Source organism: Myxococcus sp. RHSTA-1-4, from assembly GCF_020037125.1.
Lineage (GTDB): Bacteria > Myxococcota > Myxococcia > Myxococcales > Myxococcaceae > Myxococcus.
The window spans coordinates 126492-146388 of sequence record NZ_JAIQDG010000015.1 but is presented as its reverse complement, the minus strand read 5'-3'; the positions used below and the strand labels follow the sequence as shown (position 1 = coordinate 146388).

16 protein-coding genes are annotated in these 19897 nt (G+C 69.4%); 10 read left to right on the top strand and 6 right to left on the bottom strand.

The annotated features are described in order from the left end of the window. Positions 1-19: 19 nt before the first annotated feature. Positions 20-487: a hypothetical protein gene (locus tag K8638_RS21230; RefSeq protein WP_223756394.1), complete on the bottom strand. Its 468-nt coding sequence runs from the start codon at positions 485-487 to the stop codon at positions 20-22. A gap of 294 nt (positions 488-781) precedes the next feature. Here K8638_RS21230 and clpB point away from each other — a divergent pair, with 294 nt between their 5' ends. After that, entirely contained in the window at positions 782-3406 is a 2625-nt protein-coding gene (gene clpB / locus K8638_RS21225) for an ATP-dependent chaperone ClpB (protein WP_223756393.1), read from the top strand. 90 nt (positions 3407-3496) lie between these two features. Here clpB and K8638_RS21220 read toward each other — a convergent pair whose 3' ends face one another. Beyond that, positions 3497-4471 carry a hypothetical protein gene (locus K8638_RS21220; RefSeq protein ID WP_223756392.1) on the bottom strand — a complete coding sequence of 325 codons (975 nt, stop codon included), beginning with the start codon at positions 4469-4471 and terminating at the stop codon, positions 3497-3499. 265 nt (positions 4472-4736) lie between these two features. Here K8638_RS21220 and K8638_RS21215 point away from each other — a divergent pair, with 265 nt between their 5' ends. The 3 genes from K8638_RS21215 to K8638_RS21205 all read left to right on the top strand — a co-directional run bounded on the left by K8638_RS21215 (position 4737) and on the right by K8638_RS21205 (position 7962). After that, the gene (locus K8638_RS21215) at positions 4737-5408 is read left to right on the top strand and encodes a spermidine synthase (RefSeq protein WP_223756391.1); all 672 of its coding nucleotides are present in this window, start codon (positions 4737-4739) and stop codon (positions 5406-5408) included. Positions 5409-5643: 235 nt separating this feature from the next. Then, positions 5644-6474 (top strand): hypothetical protein, encoded by an 831-nt coding sequence (locus K8638_RS21210; RefSeq protein ID WP_223756390.1) that lies wholly within the window; start codon positions 5644-5646, stop codon positions 6472-6474. A 102-nt stretch (positions 6475-6576) separates the two neighbouring features. After that, positions 6577-7962: a di-heme oxidoredictase family protein gene (locus K8638_RS21205; RefSeq protein ID WP_225937450.1), complete on the top strand. Its 1386-nt coding sequence runs from the start codon at positions 6577-6579 to the stop codon at positions 7960-7962. A 240-nt stretch (positions 7963-8202) separates the two neighbouring features. On the opposite strand, the gene K8638_RS21200 is transcribed toward K8638_RS21205, so the two are convergent. Continuing rightward, the gene (locus K8638_RS21200; protein ID WP_223756388.1) at positions 8203-9522 is read right to left on the bottom strand and encodes a DUF418 domain-containing protein; all 1320 of its coding nucleotides are present in this window, start codon (positions 9520-9522) and stop codon (positions 8203-8205) included. Between the two features lie 188 nt (positions 9523-9710). On the opposite strand from K8638_RS21200, the gene K8638_RS21195 reads away from it, so the two are divergent. The 3 genes from K8638_RS21195 (at position 9711) to K8638_RS21185 (ending at position 12557) form a co-directional block, all read left to right on the top strand. After that, positions 9711-10226 carry a DUF4440 domain-containing protein gene (locus K8638_RS21195; protein WP_223756387.1) on the top strand — a complete coding sequence of 172 codons (516 nt, stop codon included), beginning with the start codon at positions 9711-9713 and terminating at the stop codon, positions 10224-10226. A gap of 77 nt (positions 10227-10303) precedes the next feature. Continuing rightward, positions 10304-11623 carry an amidohydrolase gene (locus tag K8638_RS21190; RefSeq protein ID WP_223756386.1) on the top strand — a complete coding sequence of 440 codons (1320 nt, stop codon included), beginning with the start codon at positions 10304-10306 and terminating at the stop codon, positions 11621-11623. A 193-nt stretch (positions 11624-11816) separates the two neighbouring features. Further along, positions 11817-12557 (top strand): hypothetical protein, encoded by a 741-nt coding sequence (locus K8638_RS21185; protein WP_223756385.1) that lies wholly within the window; start codon positions 11817-11819, stop codon positions 12555-12557. A 15-nt stretch (positions 12558-12572) separates the two neighbouring features. Here K8638_RS21185 and K8638_RS21180 read toward each other — a convergent pair whose 3' ends face one another. Together K8638_RS21180 and K8638_RS21175 are read right to left on the bottom strand one after the other, a co-directional pair. Then, on the bottom strand, positions 12573-14342 hold the full coding sequence (locus K8638_RS21180) for an aminotransferase class V-fold PLP-dependent enzyme (protein WP_223756384.1): 1770 nt from the start codon (positions 14340-14342) through the stop codon (positions 12573-12575). A gap of 166 nt (positions 14343-14508) precedes the next feature. Next, entirely contained in the window at positions 14509-15690 is a 1182-nt protein-coding gene (locus K8638_RS21175) for an acyl-CoA dehydrogenase (protein WP_223756383.1), read from the bottom strand. Between the two features lie 116 nt (positions 15691-15806). Between K8638_RS21175 and K8638_RS21170 the strand changes: the two genes are divergently transcribed. The 3 genes from K8638_RS21170 (at position 15807) to K8638_RS21160 (ending at position 19036) form a co-directional block, all read left to right on the top strand. Then, positions 15807-16769 carry an alpha/beta hydrolase gene (locus tag K8638_RS21170; RefSeq protein ID WP_223756382.1) on the top strand — a complete coding sequence of 321 codons (963 nt, stop codon included), beginning with the start codon at positions 15807-15809 and terminating at the stop codon, positions 16767-16769. Continuing rightward, positions 16766-18526, top strand: coding sequence for a DUF885 domain-containing protein (locus tag K8638_RS21165; protein WP_223756381.1), 1761 nt, complete (start codon positions 16766-16768; stop codon positions 18524-18526). Before K8638_RS21170 ends, K8638_RS21165 begins: the two co-directional genes overlap by 4 nt. Positions 18527-18646: 120 nt before the next feature. Then, positions 18647-19036, top strand: coding sequence for a hypothetical protein (locus K8638_RS21160; protein WP_223756380.1), 390 nt, complete (start codon positions 18647-18649; stop codon positions 19034-19036). A 27-nt stretch (positions 19037-19063) separates the two neighbouring features. Here the strand turns inward: K8638_RS21160 and K8638_RS21155 are convergent, their stop codons facing one another. After that, the gene (locus K8638_RS21155; protein ID WP_223756379.1) at positions 19064-19621 is read right to left on the bottom strand and encodes a sigma-70 family RNA polymerase sigma factor; all 558 of its coding nucleotides are present in this window, start codon (positions 19619-19621) and stop codon (positions 19064-19066) included. Positions 19622-19897 lie beyond the last annotated feature (276 nt).

Sequence of the window (19897 nt, the reverse complement as noted above, 5' to 3'; positions counted from 1 at the left end):
CGGGACACGGGGACGCCCTTCAGCGGGCGTCCGGCACCGGCTGGGCGCCCTGGGCTCCCGGCAGCAGCCCCTCCAGCGCCTCGGCGCTGTCCCCTTCCCCGCCCTCCAGCGCCAGCACGAGCTTCGGGGTCGCCAGCGGCAGCCGCAGCAACTCCTTGCGCGACAGGCCGAACACATAGGCCAGGTGGCCCACGGGCCAGCGCTCCTGCATGCGCGCGAAGGCGGCGTCGTCCACGTCCTCCACGCGCCCGGGCAGCTCCACGTCCTCGTACACCACCCGCTCGCCGCCCACGCGCCGGCCGTTTCCGTAGGCGATGACCTCTTCGCCCTCGTCCGGGTCATACACGTAGGCGTGCACCGTGACGTTGGCCTCGCGGGACAGGAGCCTCGGCAGCGCGTGGTGGGCCGCGTACCAGTGCGCGCCCTGCCGGCCGGCGGTGAAGGGCCCCACGTACGCCAGGCGCACCACCTTGCGGCGCCGGTTCACCGTCACCTGCAGGCCCGTGGCGCCGGCCGCGCCATCCAGCGCCAGCGCCTCACGCGCCAGCCGGAGCAGCTCCAGCCCGCCAAGGCTTTCGAGTCGTACGAGATAACCGCCGTGTGCTTCCAGGTTCAGCCCCCCGAGGATGGGCGCCGCCTATACCGGGCCGGCCGCCCCGTGGCAACTCCGGCTCCTTGAAAAGCCGGTTGCTACCAGGAGTTCAAAGTATTCCATGGCAGGCGGACACGCCGACGCGCCGCGCCAACTTGCCAAGGGGGGTCCGACTCTTACGTTCAAGGCATGCGACTCGACAAGTACACAGTGAAGGCGCAAGAGGCGATCCAGGAGGGACAAACCCTTGCTCGGCGAGCGGACAACCCGCAGTACGAGCCGGAGCATCTGGCGGCAGCACTGCTGGGCCAGAAGGACGGCATCGTCGAGCCCCTGCTTCGAAAGATTGGCGCGGACTCGAAGCTGTTCGCGGCCCGGCTCGGTGAAGCGTTGCAGAAGCTTCCCCGGATGCAGGGCGGCGAGAGCGCGATGCTCGGTCAGCGCCTGCTGAAGACCTTCGACAAGGCCGAGGACGAGGCCAAGTCCCTCAAGGACGAGTTCATCTCCTCGGAGCACCTGCTGCTCGCGCTGACGCACGACAAGGGCGCGGTGGGCGAGGTGATGAAGTCCTCCGGCGTGACGCGCGAGCGCGTGCTGGCGGGCCTCAAGGAGGTGCGCGGCTCCGGGCGTGTCACGAGCCAGGACGCCGAGGCCACCTACCAGGCGCTGGAGAAGTACGGGCGCGACCTCACCGAGGCGGCCCGCTCCGGCAAGCTGGACCCCGTCATCGGGCGCGACGAGGAAATCCGCCGCTGCGTGCAGGTGCTCAGCCGGCGCACGAAGAACAACCCGGTGCTCATCGGTGAGCCGGGCGTGGGCAAGACGGCCATCGCCGAGGGGCTCGCGCGCCGCATCGTCGACGGGGACGTGCCCGAGGGCCTGAAGAACAAGCGGCTCGTCTCCCTGGACCTGGGCGCCATGGTGGCCGGCGCGAAGTACCGCGGCGAGTTCGAGGAGCGCCTCAAGGCCGTCCTCAAGGAAATCGCGGACGCGGCCGGTGAGGTCATCCTCTTCATCGACGAGCTCCACACGCTCGTCGGCGCGGGCAAGGCGGAAGGCGCCATGGACGCGGGCAACATGCTCAAGCCGGCGCTGGCCCGCGGCGAGCTGCACTGCATCGGCGCCACCACGCTGGACGAGTACCGCAAGCACATTGAAAAGGACGCGGCCCTGGAGCGGCGCTTCCAGCCCGTCATGGTGGGCGAGCCCAGCGTGCATGACACCATCAGCATCCTCCGCGGCCTGAAGGAGCGCTACGAGGTGCACCACGGCGTGCGCATCCAGGACAACGCCCTGGTGGCCGCCGCCACGCTCAGCCACCGCTACATCGCGGACCGCTTCCTGCCGGACAAGGCCATCGACCTCGTCGACGAGGCCTCCAGCCGCCTGCGCATCGAGATTGACTCCATGCCCACGGAGCTGGACGACATCCGCCGGAAGATGACGCAGTTGCAGATTGAAAAGGAGGGCTTGCGCAAGGAGACGGACCCGCACTCGCAGGAGCGTCTGGGCCAGATTGAAAAGGAGCTGGCCAATCTGGGTGAGAAGTTCAACGCGCTGAAGGCTCACTGGGACGCGGAGAAGACGGCCATCGGCGCCATCCGCAACCTGAAGGAGAAGCTGGAGAAGGCGAAGAACGACCAGGCCGCGGCCGAGCGCCAGGGCGACCTCAACAAGGCGGCGGAGCTGAAGTTCGGGGTGATGCCGTCCCTGGAGAAGGAGCTGAAGGCGCAGAACGAGAAGCTGGCCGAGCTGCAGAAGAACCAGAAGTTCCTCAAGGAGGAGGTGGACGCGGAAGACATCGCCGAGGTGGTGGCCAAGTGGACGGGCATCCCGGTCTCCAAGCTGATGGAGGGCGAGGTGCAGAAGCTGGTCCACATGGAGGAGCGGCTGGCGAAGCGGGTGATTGGCCAGCGGAGCGCAATCGAGGCCGTGTCCAACGCCGTGCGCCGCGCGCGCAGCGGCTTGCAGGACCCGAACCGGCCGATTGGCTCCTTCATCTTCCTGGGCCCCACGGGCGTGGGCAAGACGGAGACGGCGAAGGCGCTGGCGGAGTTCCTCTTCGACGACGACTCGGCCATGGTCCGCATCGACATGTCCGAGTACATGGAGAAGCACGCCGTGTCCCGGCTGGTGGGCGCGCCTCCGGGGTACGTCGGCTACGAGGAGGGCGGCCAGCTCACCGAGGCGGTGCGCCGGCGGCCGTACACGGTGGTGCTCTTCGACGAAATCGAGAAGGCGCACCATGACGTGTTCAACATCCTCCTCCAGATTCTGGACGAGGGACGGCTGACGGACAGCCAGGGCCGCACCGTGGACTTCAAGAACACGGTGCTCATCATGACGTCCAACCTGGGCTCGGCGGACATCCAGTCCGGCATGGCCGGGAAGGACGAGCTGGACGAGCGGACTCGCGGCGAGGTGATGGAAGCGCTGCGTGGCCACTTCCGGCCGGAGTTCCTCAACCGCGTGGATGAAATCGTCATCTTCGAGCCGCTGCGGAAGAAGGACATCTACCGCATCGTCGACCTGCAGCTCGGAAGGCTGTCGAAGCTGCTCGCCGACAAGCGGCTGACGCTGGAGCTGACGGACAAGGCGCGCGACTTCCTCGCGGAGCGCGGCTACGACCCGACGTACGGCGCGCGGCCCCTGAAGCGCGCGGTACAGAAGTACCTGCTGGACCCGCTGGCCATCAAGGTGCTGGGCGGCGAGTTCGTGCCGGGCGACAACATCCAGGCCGACGCGGGCCCCGACGGGCTCACGTTCGCCAAGGTGCTGGTGGATGCGCAGAAGAACGTGAGGCGCACGGCGTAACGGCGCCTCGGGTTCGCGGTGGATGAAGGGCTCGGAATCGCTCGGCGGTTCCGGGCCCTTCGCCTTTCCACATGGCTTCGGACAACCCCCTCAGCCGACCGACCGGGTCGCGACCTGGGACGGCGGGGCCCACTCCGCGTCGAGCTGGTTGATGGTCTCGAGCGGAATGCCCAGCAGGAACATGTAGTAGAGCGCCCGGTGCTGGTCGTTGACCTCGGTCTCGAACGCGCCGAGCCCGCTGGCGGAGTAGAGCTGACCGGAGAGGCTCGTGCTGGCGCTCGGCTGTGTGTACGTCAGGTTGTTCTTCGAAAGGGTGTGCAGGGCGAGGTCGACGGAGGTCTTCACCACCAGCCCCGCCTTCGGGCCTCCGGCGTAGTCCGACTTGATGGAGGTCAGGCCGTCCACCGTCCACAGGTCGGGGACCACGTCCAGCGTGTTGTAGTAGCGCATGGCACCGGCGGCATCGAAGAGGGAGTCGTAGGCCGAGGCGAAGTCCGGGTTGCCCGCCGTGGGCGCCGCGAAGGTGATGGGCAGGACGGAAGAGACATTCGTCAGCGCGCTCTGGAGCCAGACCGCGGCCACGGAGGCCATCTGCCCTCCGAGACTGTGCCCGGTGACGAGCAGGCTCGGGGAGCCCGTCAGGCCTTGCAGGAAGGACAGCAGCGAGCCGGAGCCCGAGCCCGGCACCGAGGAGACCATGTTGTTGATGTTGGTCCAGACCTCCTGGACGCCCTTGGACACCAGCGCCTTGGAGAACGAGGAGGGGGCGGTGAAGGGCAGTGCCACCTGCTGCCCGATGCGCACGTCCTGGATGACGTCCTCGATGCGGTCGAAGAGGGTGCCCCGCACCACCACCGCGTACTGGCCCGCTCCGTTGGAGGCGACGTAGACGAGGTCCTCGCCCTGCGTCGCCGGGCCCCAGACAATCGTCCAATCATTTCCCACCGTGGCCGCCATGGCCTGGTTCATCACCGTGAAGCGCTGGGAGTTGGTGTCGGGTTGTCCCAGGTAGGAGATGGCGGACAGGGTGACGGCGAGCTGCGTGGGGCTGAGCGTGGAGGCCATGGTCATTCCTTTCGGCGGGGTGGTGGGGCCCTCGTTCAGGGGCTGCCCGCTCCCAGTGCAGTCGACGTGCCGGGCATGTTCGCCCTCCGGGCCTCGGGTGTTCCCTCTGGAAGCCCGTGCCCGGCGGCCTTCCGACGTGTCGGGCCGACGTGTCGGGCGCAAGAGCATGAGACGCTCGACCTGGACCGGGGGCCACGTCCGCCGCGTGAAGCAGGACCACGGACCGCCTTGACCCGGGCCCCGCTCCGAGCGAAGAGCCCCACCCATGAAGCCTTGGGAGACGCTCGACACCGCGCAGGTCCCGGACGTGGGTGAAGTCACCCTCGCACGCCGGGGAGACGAGTACGTCCTGCGCGTGCGCGGCCAGACGCTGATGTCCAGCCGGAGGCACGGCTCGGAGGAGGCGCTGGCGGAGGCGGGGTGCGCCGACCTCGTGGGGAAGAGCGGGGGCCGCATCCTCGTGGGCGGACTGGGCTTCGGCTACACGGTGCGGGCGGTGCTGGACCGCGTTGGCCCCGGCGCCCGGGTGACGGTGGCCGAATTGCTCACCGCGGTGGTGGCGTGGAACCGGGGGCCGCTCGCGCCCCTCGCGGGCGCGCCGCTCGAAGACCCTCGGGTCACCGTGGTGGAGGGGGACGTGGGCGCGCTCATGGCCCGCCACCCCGGTACCTTCGACGTCATCCTGCTCGACGTGGACAACGGCCCCACCGCCCTCACCCACCCCGACAACCAGGGCCTCTACGGGCTGGCGGGGCTCGCGCGGGCCTTCGGTGCCCTGCGCCCCCGGGGCACGCTCGGAATCTGGAGCGCGGGGCCCGCGCCCGGCTTCGAGCGCCGCATGGGGCAGGCGGGCTTCACCGTCCAGGTGCTTCACCCGGCGGCGCATGGCACCAAGGGAACGCGCCACACGCTCTTCATGGGCAAGCGCGAGCGCTGAGCCTGTAACGGGGCACGCTACGTCCCGGACCTCCGTGTAACACCGCGCGCCACACCGCATCGGCGCCGCTCGCGTCCGCGCACTGTGGGCCCGAGCGGAAGACGCCAGGGCACCGTCGTGGCGCAAACAGTGCAGAGCCCTCCCGGACCGGCCCATGAGGCGTGCCGCTCCGAGAGGGGGCGGCACTCCTCGTGTGGCGGGAAGAGCAGCATTTCCCCCAACCACGAGAACAAACATGCACCTGAAGATGATGAGCCGTCTGCTGGCGGCCGCGCTCCTCAGCGTCACCGCGGGCTGTCAGGGTAACGAAACGGAGTCCCCCGGGCACGAGAACGCCGCGGCCCAGGAGTCCAGCGCGACCCAATGTGTCCAGCAGTTCGAGGGCATCACGAACTGCGCGCTGGGCAACGCGAAGCTGACCCCCACCGAGCGCGGCCTCCAGGTCGACGGGCTCACGGATGCGACGCGGGACGGCGTCTCCGACAGCTTCGCGAACGCCACGCGGTGGACGCAGCGGGTCGGCATCAACTTCGGCACGGAGCAGGCGGGCCTCTCGCTGGCGGCGCGCTCCGGCACCCAGGTGGTCAGCACGTTCCGGCTCACGCCGGGCGCGGATGGGACCTCGGCGAGGATTCAGCCGGGCTTCACCGGCTCGCCGGGCGGCTCCGCGTACCGGGTGAACGTGTACCAGGATGGCGTCTTCCAGGGCGGCGGGTCGCATTCGCCCTCGACGGAGTTCATCATCCTCGACTGGCGGACCCTCCGCTGGCTCCTCGCGGTCCTCGCCTTCGATGACCGGTACGACATCATCATCTGGAAGTCCGGCATGGCGTCCGCCCCCTCCACGAAGTCCATCCCGGGCGCGTGCGTGTGGCGCCTGCGCGACGAGCAGGGCTCGTTCTCCGTCCGGCTGGGCGACGGCCAGGTGCTCACGGGCAACGCCATCGAAATCGTCGAGGAGATCGCCAGCGGCCACTACCCGTACACCGGCTTCACGGGCATGGACGTGACGGCGTCCGCGAGCGAGTTCAACATCCTGAGCGAGTCGGTCATCCCGGCGAAGTAGTCCCGTCCGCCTGTGCCCCGCACAGGCGGTGCGCCGGGCAGGAATGACGTCCTGTCCGGCGCCCACCCCGGTTTTTCCCACGGACCTCCAGGAGACCTCCCGATGCGCGGACGGCGGTACCTTCCAGGCGTTGCGGCCGGAGCCCTCGTGCTCACCGCCATGTGCGTCGACACGGAGCGCCCTCCCCTGCTGGAGCTGGGGGACCTGCCATCGGCGGCCGAACCCGCTGAGGAGCTGTCGGGAGGCGCCACCACGGTGGCGGACACGGGGGTGAATGCCTTCGGCCGCTCGCTCATGAACATGCCGCTGGAGCGGTGGCCGGACTTCTACGAGAGCAAGCAGCTCTTTGGCCGCGACTGGCGAGAGGTGAAAGAGAGCCCCGTGCTCGTGGGCCCGCTCTTCAGCGCATCCTCCTGCATGACGTGCCATGTGAAGGACGGGCGAGGGCGTCCCCCGGCATCACCCGACGAGGCCCCCGTCTCCCTCGTCTTCCAGCTCAGCGCCCCCGGAGGGCAGGGGCCGCATCCGAGCTACGGCGAGCAGCTCGACCTCCAGGCCCTCCAGGGGAGTGAGCCCGAGGGCACCGTCGCCGTGGCGTACGACGAGCTCCCTGGCGAGTTCGCCACCGGCGAGTCCTTCACGCTGCTTCGGCCACGCTACACGTTCAAGTCGCTGGTACAGGGCCCGCTGGGTGCGGACGCGCCCTTCTCTCCACGGGTCTCCCCGGCCAACTTCGGAATGGGGCTGCTCGACGCGATTCCCGAGGAGGCCCTCCTCACCCGCGCGGACCCGGACGACGCCAACCAGGACGGCATCTCCGGACGTCCGAACCGGGTGAGGGATGTGGAGACCGGAGAGACGAAGCTGGGACGCTTCGGGTGGAAGGCCAACCAGCCCTCGCTGCGCCAGCAGATCGCCCACGCGCTATCCGCGGACATGGGGCTCACCACCTCGCTCTATCCCCAGCCGGCGAATGCCAACGCAGACGGCACAGGCACGCCCGAGGTGACGCCCCAGGAGCTGGAGCGCCTGCTCTTCTACATGCGGCTGGTGGCCGTTCCCAAGCGGCGTGACTGGGACGCTCCGGCGGTGCTGCGAGGCAAGGCGGTGTTCCGCGCCATCGGCTGCTCCGGCTGTCACGTGGACAGCGCCTTCGAGACAGGCGACGTGCCCGGCCTCCCAGAGCTGTCACACCAGAGAATCTACCCGTACACGGACCTGCTGCTGCACGACCTGGGCGAGGGACTCGCGGATGGCCGCCCGGACGGGCAGGCCAGCGGGCGGGAGTGGCGCACTCCGCCGCTGTGGGGAATCGGGCTGGTGGAGACAGTCAACGGCCACACCCGCTTCCTGCACGACGGCCGGGCGCGGAACCACGAGGAGGCCGTGCTGTGGCACGGAGGCGAGGCCGCGCCCGCGAGGGAGCGCTACGTGCGCCTGCCCCACGCTGACCGGGAGGCGCTGCTCGCGTTCCTGAAGTCACTCTGAGCGCCGGCCTCCTGTCAGGAACGCCGTCACCGCACCGTCACTCTGGATTGAGCGCACCCGGCCGAAGAGGTCCTACACGCTCCAGAAGACGGTTCGACTCCGTCCGCCTCCACTCCACGGGGGCGCCGCCGAGGGATCGGCATCTGACTCTTAATCAGACCCCAAAATGGCTTGTTCACTCGGGTGCGCTCAAGCCTTTCACTCCTCCGCCGGGAGACACACCGGAGCGGAGGGCCGGCCTCAGGACGCCGGCGCCCCCGCCGTTCCCCCCCGCGCCGACAGGCGCATGGGCTGGGCACGGCCGTAGGTCAGTGAGCGCCAGAGCCACTCGGCCGGGCCGAAGCGGAAGCGCGCCAGCCACCAGTGACTGAGCGCCACCTGCACGGCGAAGATGCCCACGCAGATGGCGACCACGCGCGAGGACGGCAGCTTGCCGACGAGCCCCAGTCCCCAGCCGTTGTAGATGCACACGCTCACGATGGACTGCAGCAGGTAATGGCTGAGCGCCATGCGCCCCACCGGCCCCAGCACGCCCAGCACCCGCTGCCAGCGCACGCGCTGGAACAGCAGCGCGAAGAGGGACACGTACCCCGCTGCCATCGCCAGGTAGCCCAGCTCCTGCGCGGCGTTCAGGAAGAACGCCCCGACGCTGTCCTTCGTGTTCAGGTACCCCATGGCGCGCAGCCGGAACATCAACAGGCCGGCGCCATTGATGAGCACGCCCGCCCCCAACCCCCAGGCCACCAGCCGGCGATGCAGGTGCCGGTGACGCTCCACCTCCTGCAACAACAGGAGCCGCCCCGCGAACAGGCCCAGGAGGAAGCGGGCGAGGATGAAGCCCATCCACTTGATGCGGTCCACGCGGAGGAACGTGTCGAAGAAGTATCTCCCGTTGCCCGCCTGCGCCGTCCACAGCGAGTCGCTGGAGAGCGCCGCCAGGAATCGGGCCCGCTGGGCGGCGGCCTCGGCCCGGGTGGCATTCGCCAGCTCCGCCGCGGCCTCCGCGCCATGCAGCCACACCGGCCCGTAGCGCTGCAAGGCGGGCAGCAGGAACGTCATCGTCAGCATCACCCCCACCGCCCAGGCCAGCACCGCCCGGTTGGAGCGGGCGCGGAACAGCAGCAACAGGAAGCCCACCGTCGCGTACGTGTGGAGGATGTCGCCCACCCAGATGGCGAAGAGGTGCACCAGCCCGATGCCCAGCAGGACGAGCAGCCGCCGCGTATAGAGCGGGACGACGGAGCTGCCCCGGGCCTCGGCCCGGGTCATCTGGATGGAGAAGCCCAGTCCGAAGAGGAACGAGAAGAGGGTGATGAACTTCTGGTTCACCAGGAACTGATAGGCCGAGCCGACGACGACCTCCAGGAGCGGCGCACCCAGCGCCTGGGCCTGCTCGCGCGGCAGCAGTGTCCGGCCGCTGAACCAGGTGATGCTGTTGGAGAGGAACACGCCCAACAGCGCGAAGCCTCGCAGCGCGTCCAGCAGGACGAGCCGCTCCGTGAGCCCCACCGGGCGGGCCACGGTATCGGCGGTCACCGTGGGAGGAGTGTGTTCGGACATGCGTCCAGCAGACGCCCGCCTCCGGAGGGCGTCAACCCAGGCCCGGGAGTCGTTCACGCGCGAAAGCATTCCGACAAGGGCGGCCGGCACCGCGTGACGCCGGAGGGCTCGAAGCCCATGGCTTGACGCTTCACACTTCTTCACGGCAGGGCCGGCAATGCGGCAACACGGGGCCACGTAGCCTGGGCATGAACCCGAAGCCACTGCTCATGCTTGGCCTGCTGCTCCTGGGCGCCGTTCCGTCCCAGGCGTGCGCGGCCTCCCGCCCCGCCACCATGTCCCAGACACCATTGACGCTGTCCCCCGAGGACGAGAAGGACCTCCGGGCCCTCATGACCGACCTCGACCTGCGCTGGAAGCAACGCGACGTGCCGGCGTACCTCGCTCACTTCGCCGAGGACGCCGACTTCGTGAACCGCGCCGGTACCTGGCTCAAGGGCCGCGCCGCGCTCCAGGCGCAGCTCCAGTGGCTCGTGGAGAAGGGACGCCCAGAGATGTTCACCATGCGGACGGACGTCGAGGCCATCCGCCCCATCGCTCCAGGGGTGTTCGTCCTCATCCAGCACCGGGACGAGCACGTGCGGAAGTCCCGCGCCACCTTCGTCGTCACTCGCGTCGGTGACGCCCTGCACGTCCAGTCCGTCAGCATCGCCCCGGTGGAGCCTCCCTCCGGTCCCCAGGCGCCTCCCCGGCCAAACGGCTGATGACGAGCGCGTGGGGCCCGCGCGAGTGTGCTCTAGTGTCCGCCTGCCCTTCATCCTCACGGACAGGAGACCGCCTGGTGAAATCACTCTCCCTGCTGGCCGCCCTCGTCGTCTGTGCCGCCATGCCCGGCGGTCCCGCGCTCGCGCAGGAGGCGCCCTTGCCCGTGCTCGGCGGCATCGACGCGCTCTACCCCGAATTGGATGCGCTCTACCGGGACCTGCACCAGTCGCCCGAGCTGTCCCTCCAGGAAGAGAAGACGGCGGCGAAGCTGGCCGAGCGCCTGCGCAAGCTGGGCTTCGAGGTGACGGCGAAGGTGGGCGGCCATGGCGTGGTGGCCCTGCTGCGCAACGGCAAGGGGCCCACGGTGATGCTGCGCACCGACCTGGACGGGCTGCCCGTGGAGGAGAAGACGGGGCTGCCCTACGCCAGCAGGACGAAGGTGAAGGACGCTTCCGGGGCCACGGTACCGGTGATGCACGCCTGCGGGCATGACGTGCACATGACGTCATGGCTGGGCACGGCCACGCTGCTGGCGCGGGCGAAAGACCGGTGGCGCGGCACGCTGATGCTGGTGGGGCAACCCGCCGAGGAGATTGGCGCGGGCGCGCGGGCGATGCTGGCGGACGGCCTGTTCAAGCGCTTCCCCAAGCCGGACTTCGCCGTGGCCATGCACACCGTCGCCACCGCCGCGGCGGGGACGGTGCAGTTCACCCCCGGCTATTCGATGGCCAGCGTGGACTCGGTGGATGTCACGCTGTACGGCAAGGGCGGGCATGGCGCGTACCCGCACACCACGGTGGACCCGGTCGTGATGGCGGCGCGCACCATCCTCTCGCTGCAGACGCTCGTCAGCCGCGAGAAACACCCGCTGGAGCCCGCGGTGCTGACGGTGGGCTCCATCCACGGCGGCACCAAGCACAACATCATCCCCGACGAGGTGCGCCTGCAGCTCACGCTGCGCACGTACAAGCCCGAGGTGCGCAAGGCCCTGCTGGCCGGCATCGAGCGCGTGGCGAAGGCCGAGGCGATGGCCTCCGGCGCCCCCCGCCCGCCCGACGTCTCCGTCACCGAGGGCACGCCCGCCAACTACAACGACCCGGACCTCACGAAGCGGCTCGTGGGCGCCGTGGCGCGCGTGCTCGGAGAGAAGAACCTCAGCGAGGCCCCGTCCGTCATGGGCGGCGAGGACTTCTCCGAGTACGGCCGCGCGGGCGTCCCCGCGGTGATGTTGTGGCTCGGCATCACCGAGCCCAGGCGCTTCGCCGAGGCGAAGGCCGCGGGGGAGACACTGCCCTCCGCGCACTCGCCCCTCTACGCGCCGGACCGGGAGCGCACGCTGCGCACCGGCGTCACCACGCTGACCACCGCCGCGCTGGAGCTGCTGGGCAGGCCCTGAGCACCGCGGTTGCGGCCCACGAGCAGGAGCCCGTGGGCCGTGGAGAGAGTGCTTCCAACACTCCTCCCGGATGCACGGCCCCGCGTGTGCATGCGCTCGCACAGCTCCCGCGAGACGTGTGCACCGCGGTGCACGGAGGCAAGCGCGGCCCTCTCGCCAACGCCCGGGCTGGCGTCTTGCAGGGCAGCCCGGCATGCACACGAATCCCCAGTCGGGTTCCGCGCGCCCCGTCACGCTGCTGGCCTTCCTGTTCGTCGTGACCGGCTGCCCCTCATTCGCCACGCGTGGCTCGGCGCGGACGATGGAGGCAGGTCAATGGGAGGTGAGCGCCAGCCTGGGTGCCACGTCCGCGAATCCTCTCTCCGGCCCCAGCATCCAGGCCGATGGGCGGGATTACACCTACTCTGGCGACGACGCCTATTCCTTCTGGGACGTGGGGGTGGGGGTGGGCGTCACCGATGAAGTGGAGGTGGGGGGGCGGTTGATGGTGACTGGTAACGACGTGTTCGCCACCAGCGTGGCCCGGGCGGTCCTCCCCTCAGCGCTGGCGCTCGACACCAAGGTCCAACTGGCTCGCGGAGATGAGCGGGGGAACGGACTGGATGTGGCGATCGATCCAACAGTGACTGTCGGTCATGGCCGCGGTGGAGGTTCCCGGGGACTGCTCTCCTTCGTCCAGGTTCCCGTCCTGCTGGGACTGAATCTCGGCGAGCGCGATCAGCTGATGCTCAGCCCCCAACTGACAGCCGCCATGCCCCACCTGGGCCTCTCCACGAAACAGCTCATTCCGAGCCTGGGCGCGGCCTATCTCCATCGCTTCGAGAGCGGCTGGGGCGTGCGCCCGGAGCTGACGGTCATCGCGCCTCCAGATGCCGAAGGCAGGCACTTCCGGCACGCCACGTTCCAGGCCAGCCTCGGCGTGCTGAAGAAGTAGGCCGCAGGCAACGCTCTAAACGCGCCGCGCGTGCCACAGCGGCCGCTGCGCGCGCTGCGGCTTCACCCCGTGCAACTCCGCCAGCGCCTCGTGCGGCAGGTGGAACCAGCGCAGGTGCTCGAAATCGGCCGACATGGGCATCGACTCCAGCCGCAGCTGCGCCGCGTCCCGCGCCGCCTCGTCGAAGATGCGTCGCGCGTCGTCCAGGTACGTCTCCAGCACCCACTCGGGTTCGGTGGCGTGGCGGGAACGGTGCTGCATCTTCCCGGACCGGTAGCTGATGTCGGTCAGCCTCATCACCGGGGCCGGGCGCCCCTTCTTGTGGCGCCACAGCCCCGTGCGCTCGTCGAAGTCGTAGTGGGGCAGGAGCTTCCAACCCTCGTTCGCCACCAGGTGGACGGCCTTCAAGATGAAGTCGAACACGGGCTCCGAGAGGAAGTAGTTGAAGTTGACCCGCACCCACCCGGGCTTGAGGCCTTCGCAGCCGCGGACGATCTCGCGTTCGAATTCGCGGGACGTGTCCAGGTCGATGCCCAGCAGGCGATGCCCGTACGGCCCCGCGCAGGAACAGCCGGCGCGTGCCTGAATCCCGAACAAGTCGTTCAACAGTGACGCCACGAAGTTGTGGTGCACGTAGCGGTCGTCGTGCCGAACCACGAAGGAGACGATGGACAGGCGCCACGCGTCGCGGTTGCCCAGGATCTCCATGTGGGGGTTCTTCTCCCAGCTGTGGATGGCGCGCTGGATGAAGTCGTGCTCTCGCGCGCGGATGGCCCCCACGCCGACCGCTTCCTTGAGCTGGAACACCAGACCCGCGCGGATGGATTCGATGATGGCCGGCGTGCCGCCCTCTTCGCGGTGCTCGATGTCCAGGAGGTACCGGTGGTCGGTCGGGTTCACATACGCGACGGTGCCGCCGCCCGGAACCGCCGGGACCTTGTTCGTGAACAGCTTCTTCTTCGCCACCAGCACGCCCGGCGTTCCGGGCCCGCCGATGAACTTGTGCGGTGAGATGAAGATGGCGTCCTTGTAGAGGAGGTGACCGTCCTCCGACTCGTCGCGCATGTTCATCTCGATCTTCACGTACGGCGCCGCCGCGGCGAAGTCCCAGAAGGAGAGCGCGCCGTACCTATGCAGGAGCGCCGCCACGTTCCGGGTGTCCGTCCCGATGCCGGTGACGTTCGACGCCGCCGAGAAGGACCCGATCTTGAGCGGCCGGTCCTGATAGTTCTTCAGCTCCGCCTCGAGGTGCGACAGCGAGATGTGCCCGTCCGCGTCCTCTTGAATGGTGACCACGTCCGCGATGGACTCGCGCCAGGGGAGCTCGTTGGAGTGGTGCTCATACGGCCCGATGAACACCACCGGCCGAAGGTCCTGGGGGATGCACTTCTTGAGGTCGAACCGCCCGTCCAGGTCCTTGGGGAGCCGGAGGTTCATGCAGTCGATGAGCTTGTTGATGGCGCCGGTCGCGCCGGAGCCGGTGAAGATGACGACGTCTTCGTCGGTGCCGCCCACCGCCTTCTTGATGATCTGCCGCGCGTCCTCGCGGTAGCGCGTGGTCTGCAGCCCGGTACCGGAGGACTCGGTGTGGGTGTTCGCGTAGAGCGGCATCACCTCGCTGCGGATGAAGTCCTCGATGAAGGAGAGCGAGCGGCCGGACGCGGTGTAGTCCGCGTACGTCACACGCCTGGGGCCATAGGGTCCATCCAGGACCTGGTCGTCGCCGATGACGCAGGCGCGAATCGTCTCGATGAGGCGGTCTGAGGGCTCTTGGGAGGAAGGCACGCGCTCTCCTTAGACATGCCTCCGGCCCGCCGACAACCCCGGGGTGTCCGCAAGCGGATGCCGCGGTGCGGCGGCGGCAGGAGGCGAACCCGCCGGGGGCGTCCGGCGAGCGCACACCAGTGTAACCGAACCGCGCCCAGGGCGAACCTCCGCTGGCCTGTCTCCTTCAGCCGAAGGCCTGGATGCCCGTCTGCGCGCGCCCGAGGATGAGCGCGTGGACATCGTGGGTGCCCTCGTAGGTGTTCACCGCCTCCAGGTTCATCACGTGCCGGATGACGTGGTACTCGTCCGCGATGCCGTTGCCGCCCAGCATGTCCCGGGCGACGCGGGCGATGTCCAGCGCCTTGCCACAATTGTTGCGCTTGAGCAGGGAGATGGCCTCCGGCGCGGCCTTCTCCGCGTCCTTCAGCCGCCCCAGGCGGAGCGCCGCCGTCAGGCCGAGCGTGATTTCCGTCTGCATGTCCGCCAGCTTCTTCTGGATGAGCTGCGTGGCGGCCAGGGGCCGGCCGAACATCTTCCGCTCCAGCGTGTAGGCCCGCGCCGTGTGCCAGCAGAACTCCGCCGCGCCCATGGCCCCCCAGGAGATGCCGTAGCGCGCGTTGTTCAGGCAGCCGAAGGGCCCCTTCAGGCCCCTCACCCCGGCCAGCAGGTTCTCCTCGGGGACGAGCACGTCGTCCATGGCGATGCCGCCCGTCACCGAGGCGCGCAGCGAGAACTTGCCTTCAATCTTCGGCGCGGTGAGCCCCTTCATGCCCTTCTCGAGCACGAAGCCGCGAATCTCGTCGCTCTCGTCCTTCGCCCAGACGACGAAGACATCCGCGATGGGCGAGTTCGTAATCCACTGCTTGGTGCCGGAGAGGCGGTAGCCCCCGGGGACCTTCTTCGCCCGGCTCCTCATGGCGCCGGGGTCCGAGCCGGCATCGGGCTCGGTCAGCCCGAAGCAGCCCACCAGCTCGCCCTTCGCGAGGCCCGGCAGGTACTTCCGGCGCTGCGCCTCGGAGCCGTAGGCGTGGATGGGGTACATCACGAGCGAGGACTGCACGCTCATGGCGGAGCGGTAGCCGGAGTCCACCCGCTCCACCTCGCGCGCGAGCAGGCCGTACGCCACGTATGGGGCCCCGGCCCCGCCGTACTCGGGCGGAATCGTCGCGCCGAGCAGGCCCAGGCTCCCCAGCTCGTTCATGATTTCGCGGTGGAACACCTCGTGGCGGTTGGCCTCGACCACGCGTGGCATGAGCTGCCGCTGGCAGTACGCGTGCGCGGTGTCGCGGAGCAGCCGCTCCTCTTCCTTCAGCTCCTCCTCGAGGAGGAACGGGTCCTGCCATTGAAACGGGGCGCGTTGGCTCATGGTGCTTGGACCCTCGATTCCACTTCGCGAAATCCGGCTCCGCGGCCGTTGCTCCTGGATACGGGTTGTCTATCGTCCTGGCAATCCCACCCTGCCCCCGCCCCCGCGGAGGAAGCATGTACCTGGCCATCGGAGTGCTCGCCGGCACCATCATCCTGGTGCTCGCCCTGCGGCAGTGGTTGCTGCACCGGGAGTGCGAGCCGAGCAAGAGCGAGCCCTTCGACGGGGACGTCTACCCGGTCGGCAAGGCGGCCATCGCGGAGCGCCGCTGCGACAACCCGCGCGCCACCGTCATCTGCATGCACGGCTTCGTGGCCGACATGCGCTACTTCACGCACCACTACAGCGACCCGGACATCCAGCTCATCCTGCTGACGAGCTGCGACTACCACCTGCCCATCTCCAACCCGCGATTCCGGTCCGCCCCCTGGGTGAAGGCGCCGGCGGAGCCGGAAGGCACCATCCCCTATGACGCCGCCGTGCTGCTCCAGGCCCTGGAGCACCTGCCGAGGACCGGGAGCATCCGCGTCCACGGCCACTCGCGAGGGGGCGCCGTCATCCTGGAGGCCGCGTCGATGCGGCCCGACCTCTTCAGGCAGGTGGAGGTGGTGCTGGAGGCACCCGTGCTTCCCCAGGCGCGCCCCTACACGAGCATGACGGCCGTCCAGCTCTGGCTCCTGTCATTCTTCATCCCCCTGTGGCGCCGGCAGCCCATCAACCCGCGCAACCTGCGCGTCTGGGGCCCGCTGGAGAACGCGCGCAAGCGCGAGCTCATCATGGCCTTCCCGTTCAATCCCAAGCGCGTCGCCACCATGGTGTCCAACCTGAGAGGGATTGATGACTGGATGAAGGGGCGCGACACGTCCCTCTTCAAGAACCTCTCGAACGCCACGGTGCTCGTCCCCGGGAAGGACCGGGTGCTGGATACCCATTCCATGCTGGAGAGCGCCCGGCGCGCGGGGCCCGAGCTGAGCGTGGTGACGGTGGACGGCTGCAGCCACTTCCCCCTGTGGGACCGCCCCGACGCACTGCCCGCCTTGGCGCGCGAGACGCCTGCCGCTGGTAGAACGGCGACATGACCGGAGCCTCCCCCTCCTTCCCGTCCGTCCGCCGGCTGCTGTTCGCCGCCTGTTGTGGCCTGCTCGCCTGTGCCCGGCAGGTCCCCTCCCCCACGCCCACCGAGACGTCCCAGGCCGCCACCGCCGAGAAGCCGGAGAAGTTCCCGGAGGTGGTGGATGCCGTGTTCGAGGCGGCCTTCGACTTCTCCCCTTCCAACGCCACCGCGTACGGCCTGCACGCCCATGACGGCCGGCTGGACGACCTCAGCCGCCCGCGCATCGAGGCGCGCATCCGCGAGCTGGAGGCGCTGCTGGCCCGCGTGCGCGCGGTGGACCGCGCCTCGCTGTCCTTCGACGAAGCCATCGACGCCGAGGCGCTGGAGCACCAGCTCCTCGCCGAGCACTTCGACCTGAGCGTGGTGCGGACCTGGGAGCGCAACCCCATGTCCTACGCCGGCCTTCCCGGCGGCGCCGTGGACGGGCTGATGAAGCGCGACTTCGCCCCGAAGGCGGAGCGGCTGCGCTCGGTCATCTCCCGCCTGAAGGCGGTGCCCGCCGTCTTCGCCGCGGGCAAGGCCAACGTGAAGAACCCTCCCCGGGAGTTCACCGTCCTGGCCCTCCGGATGGCGAAGGGCTCGGTGGGCTTCTTCGAGGGCTCGGTGACGCAGTGGGCGAAGGACGCGGCCGGAGGCGACACCGCGCTGCTGGCCGAGTTCACCGGGGCGAACGCCCAGGCCGTGGCGGCGGCGAAGGACTTCGCGCAATGGCTGGAGAAGGAGCTGCTGCCCCGCTCCAATGGAACGTATGCGCTGGGCGAGGAGCGCTTCCTCACCAAGCTCCGCTACGAGGAGATGATTGCCCTGCCGCTGCCGGAGCTGCTCGCGCGCGGCGAGGCCAATCTGGAGAGGGACTACCAGGCGTTCGTCGCCACCGCGAAGCGCATCGACCCGACGCTCACGCCGGCCCAGGTGATGGCCACGCTGGAGAAGGACCACCCCACCGCGGAGGACCTGATTCCGTCCGTGCGCCGCTCGGTGGAGGGCGTGCGCCGGTTCCTGGTGGAGAAGGACCTGGTCACCATTCCCTCCGAGGTTCGCCCGCGCGTGGAGGAGACGCCGCCCTACGCGCGCTCGGGCAGCTTCGCCTCCATGGACACGCCGGGCCCGTACGAGGCGAAGGCCACCGAGGCCTTCTATTACGTCACCCCGGTGGAGCCCGAGTGGACGGCGCAGCACAAGGAGGAGCACCTGCGCCTGTACAACAAGCCGGTGGTGGACCTCATCAACGTCCACGAGGTCTGGCCCGGCCACTACCTCCAGTTCCTCTACGCGCCGCGCTTCCCCACGAAGGTGCGCAAGCTGGTGAGCGTGAGCAGCAACGCGGAGGGCTGGGCGCACTACGCGGAGCAGATGATGCTCGACCAGGGTTATCGCAATGGAGACCCGAAGCTGCGCCTGGCCCAGCTCTCCGAGGCCCTGCTGCGTGACTGCCGCTACGTCACCGGCATCAAGCTCCACACCGCGGGGTGGACGGTGGAGGACGGCGCCCGCCTCTTCCGCGAGCGGTGCTTCCAGCAGCCGGCCAACGCCTTCGAGGAGGCCCGCCGCGGCACGTACAACCCCACGTACCTCTATTACACGTTCGGCAAGCTGGAGATTCAGAAGCTGGCCCACGAGTACACGGCCTCGAAGGACGCGAGCCTGAAGCAGTTCCACGACGCCTTCGTGGCCCAGGGCAGCCTGCCGCTGCCGCTGGTGCGCCGGCTGCTCATGCGGTGACCCGGTGCCGGCGGACCGGGCATCGCCTGTCCGGTCCGCCGTCCGCATGGCCCCGCCGGACGCGCCCGGAGATGGCTACCTTGAGTCCCGAGCCGCGATGACGTCGCGGAAGGAGGGCCCATGCGACTGAACATGCTGGCGGCGGTGGCCTCGTGTCTGGGCGTGCTCGGGGGCGCCCAGGCACAGCAGGAGGGCACCGGCTTCGAGCCACCCGTGTACACCCAGGAGGGCCAGCAGTTCGAAACGGACGCCTCCCCCGAGTGGAGCTACGAGTGGCGGCAACCCATGGCCGGGGAATACGCGCTCGAGCAGCCGATGGCGGGGGAATACGCGCTCGAACAGCCGCTCTACGGCACCTACCAGCTCGAGCAGCCGCTCTACGGCACCTATCAGCTCCAGCAGCCCATGGCCGGCAGCTACCAGCTCCAGCAGCCGCTCTACGGCACCTATCAGCTCCAGCAGCCCATGGCCGGCAGCTACCAGCTCCAGCGTCCCATGCGGACCCGGTAGCCCGGCCGGCGCTCCCGCGCTCCGCGCTCAGTTGCCCAGGCGCTCTCGCAGCCACATGCGCGCATAGGTCCAGTCGCGCTTCACGGTGGCGGGCGACACGCCCAGCGCGGCGGCCATCTCGTGGAGGCCCAGGCCCGCGAAGTAGCGGAGCTCCAGCATGCGGGCCAGGCGCGGCTGGAAGGCCTCCAGCTCCGACAGCGCCCGCTCCAGCTCCAGCACCTCGACGTCCATGCCGGATGGCTCCGCCACCTCCACGTCACTGAGGCTCAGCCGCTCCTGCCCCACGTCGCGCTTCTGCGCCCGGCGCACGCGCGCACGGTCCACCAGCACCCGGCGCATGGCCTGGGCCGCCGCGCCGAAGAAGTGACGCCGGTTCTCGAACGCCACCCCGCTGCTGGACAGCCGCGTCCACGCCTCGTTCACCCATTCCGTGGGCTGTAGGGTGCTGTACGAGGCCTCGACACACATGGCCGGACCGGCGAGCTGCCGGAGTTCCTGGTAGGCCACCGCCATCAGCGCATCGCGCGCGCCCCGGTCCCCCTTGCGCGCGCCATCCAGCAGCACTGTCAGCTCCGACACACTCATGGTGCCCTCCAGGACATTGAGGTACGCCGCCGACCCGAATCCGTTTCGGCGCCCTCTCCTGACCTACGGCTTCGCCGGATTTTCTTGAGAAAGGGGAGCGGGTACCCCCCACCGGGAAAACACCTCCCTGCCCCACGGTCTGGACTCCCACAGCGCCGCACATCCCCCAGGGGTGGAATGGACCGCCTCGCGCACCAACGGGCGCCAGCCTCCCCCCGCACTGGTACACGGGCACCCGCACGCCAACGCGACACCCCCGACACTCCTTCCGCGTGC